The sequence below is a fragment of the Meiothermus granaticius NBRC 107808 genome (genome assembly GCF_003574355.1).
In the GTDB taxonomy this organism is placed as follows: domain Bacteria; phylum Deinococcota; class Deinococci; order Deinococcales; family Thermaceae; genus Meiothermus; species Meiothermus granaticius.
Genome location: NZ_QWLB01000086.1, coordinates 1 through 2,197, shown reverse-complemented (window position 1 = coordinate 2,197; position 2,197 = coordinate 1). Strand labels below are relative to the sequence as shown.

Annotated in this window: 3 protein-coding genes and 1 pseudogene; all 4 read right to left on the bottom strand. The window is 64.8% G+C overall.

What is annotated here, in order from left to right; translation table 11 throughout:
• Window positions 1-234: 234 nt before the first annotated feature.
• Window positions 235-405 (bottom strand): annotated as a pseudogene (locus Mgrana_RS16550) (dihydroorotase); the annotation flags it as partial.
• A 431-nt stretch (window positions 406-836) separates the two neighbouring features.
• Window positions 837-1,295: an RES family NAD+ phosphorylase gene (locus tag Mgrana_RS16540; RefSeq protein ID WP_119358669.1), complete on the bottom strand. Its 459-nt coding sequence runs from the start codon at window positions 1,293-1,295 to the stop codon at window positions 837-839.
• A complete protein-coding gene (gene parS / locus Mgrana_RS16535; RefSeq protein ID WP_186813146.1) occupies window positions 1,292-1,690 on the bottom strand; it encodes a type II RES/Xre toxin-antitoxin system antitoxin in 399 nt (132 codons plus the stop codon). The genes Mgrana_RS16540 and parS overlap by 4 nt, the downstream gene beginning before the upstream one ends.
• 32 nt (window positions 1,691-1,722) lie before the next feature.
• Window positions 1,723-1,950 (bottom strand): hypothetical protein, encoded by a 228-nt coding sequence (locus Mgrana_RS16530; RefSeq protein WP_119358670.1) that lies wholly within the window; start codon window positions 1,948-1,950, stop codon window positions 1,723-1,725.
• Window positions 1,951-2,197 lie beyond the last annotated feature (247 nt).

Genomic DNA, 2,197 nt, shown 5'->3' with positions numbered 1-2,197 from the left:
TCCTGAGAATGGGACGGGGCGTGTACCCGTCCGCAGATGGGCAGGGCTTGCCCCTGGGCGAGAGCGGTGAGGTTGCTCATGCTCGTAGACCCCAGAAGCCCCCGGCTTTAGCCGTGGGGTAAGTCACATCAAAGTCCCGGATCGGCACCGAAAGCGGCGCATTGGTGCAACTTGCCAAAGCCAATAGGGTTAGCTAAAAAATCCATCGCATCATGGCACGAGTCTAGCAGGGGGTTATCCGTTTTTCTGTCGCTGGTAAACGATGCGCCCCTCTACCAGCGTTACAGAGGGCCAGCCCCGTAGCACCCAGCCTGTCCATGGGCTGTATTTGGCCTTGGAGGCAAAGGTGTGGGGTTCTACCGGACGTTCGTCCTTGGGATCCCACAGCACCAGGCTGGCCTCGGCCAAGGGCGAGCTGCTGCGGGTGGAGAGCGCGGGTCCCCGGATCCTGCTCTCAGCCACCCAGAAAGCCCGGTAGACCGACCTGATCGTGGAGGTGGGAGGGCGGACCCTGCTGTTCACCCTGAAGATCGTGCCGGGGGTGGGCCCGAGACGCTACCTGATCGAGATGAGCTGCCCCCGCAGCAGCCTCAGTGCTCCCAACCCGGTGCCTCCGGCGCCCCCTCCCCCGCCCCAGAGCAGCCCTGGGGAACCGAATCCGAACCTGGCGGTGAACCCGGACTCCCCGACGGGGTGTTCCACCGAAGCCGGGAGGCGGAAGGGTGGGGCAAGGCGGAGATCAGGGCGCTGGACAAGCAGGACTGAACCGGGCGCTGAGCCTTCCGTCCTTCTTGGTCTCTCGGAGACGGTCCTTATCTCTGAGGGGTTCTTTTTGTCTAGTACAGCAGGCGTGGGTCGAGGAAGAGTGGCTGGGGCGGGCCGATCCTCACCTCAGGCATCGCGGGGTGGTGGGGGTTGAGCAGCAGGTTCATCTCGCTGGGGACCACCGCTGAGGGGACACGTAGGGCCAGCGAGCGCAGGCTCAGGGCCCACTCGCTACCCAGCCTCTGGGTGGACTCGGGGTAGGGTTCGGGCAACTGCTGCCAGTCGGGGGGCAGGTCGGTCAGGGTCTCGACCTGGGAATTGGGGATCTCCACCTCGATGGCTACGAACGCAGCCAGGTGAGCCCGGTCATCCACGTGGACCAGCGCCTCCAGGATGCCGGTGGAGAGATATTCGGCCAGGTACACCACTGGAACCCCGACGCGGTTCCAGCGTCCGGGGCTGCGGGCCGCACCCTCCCCGGTGAAAGCGGCCTGGACATATTTGCGGGAGGCGATGCGCCAGGCCCTCATGTTACGGGGCCGTCCTCCAGCCGGCCCAGGAGGTGCTCCACCGCCTGAAACCCGGGCTCGGTGTCGAGGTATGAGAGGGGGCTCGAGCCATGTAGGAACACCTTGGGGCCCTTCATCCAGGAGGCGGCCAGATGGGGCGTACCGAAGAGCTCCTCGGCGCGGCGCAGGAGGTAGACCACCCGGTACAGGCGGTTGGACTGCTCACGGGTGAGACGACCCAGGCCCTTGTAGCGATGGAGGCTGCTCCTGGGGATGCCAGCAGCCTCCAGCACGTCGTGCTGGCTGAGGTCGTAGCGCCGGGCCACCTCGGTGATGAGTTCGACCGGCAGGCCTTCCCGGATGCTGGCCACGTCATCCGGTGATCCATCAAGGCGGAGGAAAAGCGGTGTTCCCATATGGGACATTATGGTGTTCCATCTTGAACAAGTCAACGGTCAAGCCGCCGGGCAGCCTGGAGGGTGAGCGGGGCCTGTGAGAGATCGGCCACCAACTGGTGGCCGCCCACCTCGAGGTGGGCCTCTTCCCCGTAGCGCCGAGCCAGGACTCGGAAGTAATCGGCGCTGAAGCGGAGGAAGGCCGCAGCAGCCTCCCCCCGCAGGCTGCGGGGTGGGTAGAGCTGGAAGCCGTTCTTCCCGTAGCGGATATGGGGCTTCATGTTTCGATGGTAGCAAAAGCAGGGGGAGGGAGAGGGTTTCTTGCCCCCGTCGTGGAGAGCGGAAGGGAAAAAGGAGGCAAGAACCAGGGGGCCTGGCGGCCCCAGCGCGAGGGACAACCTCTGACATCCTCCCCGGACTGAAGTCCGGGGGTTCCTACGCGGAACTTTCAAGGTTGGAGTCTGTATGCGAGCATTGCTGCTCATCTACCTTTACTCCATCCAGCCGGTCTCCAACGAGACCAGGCTG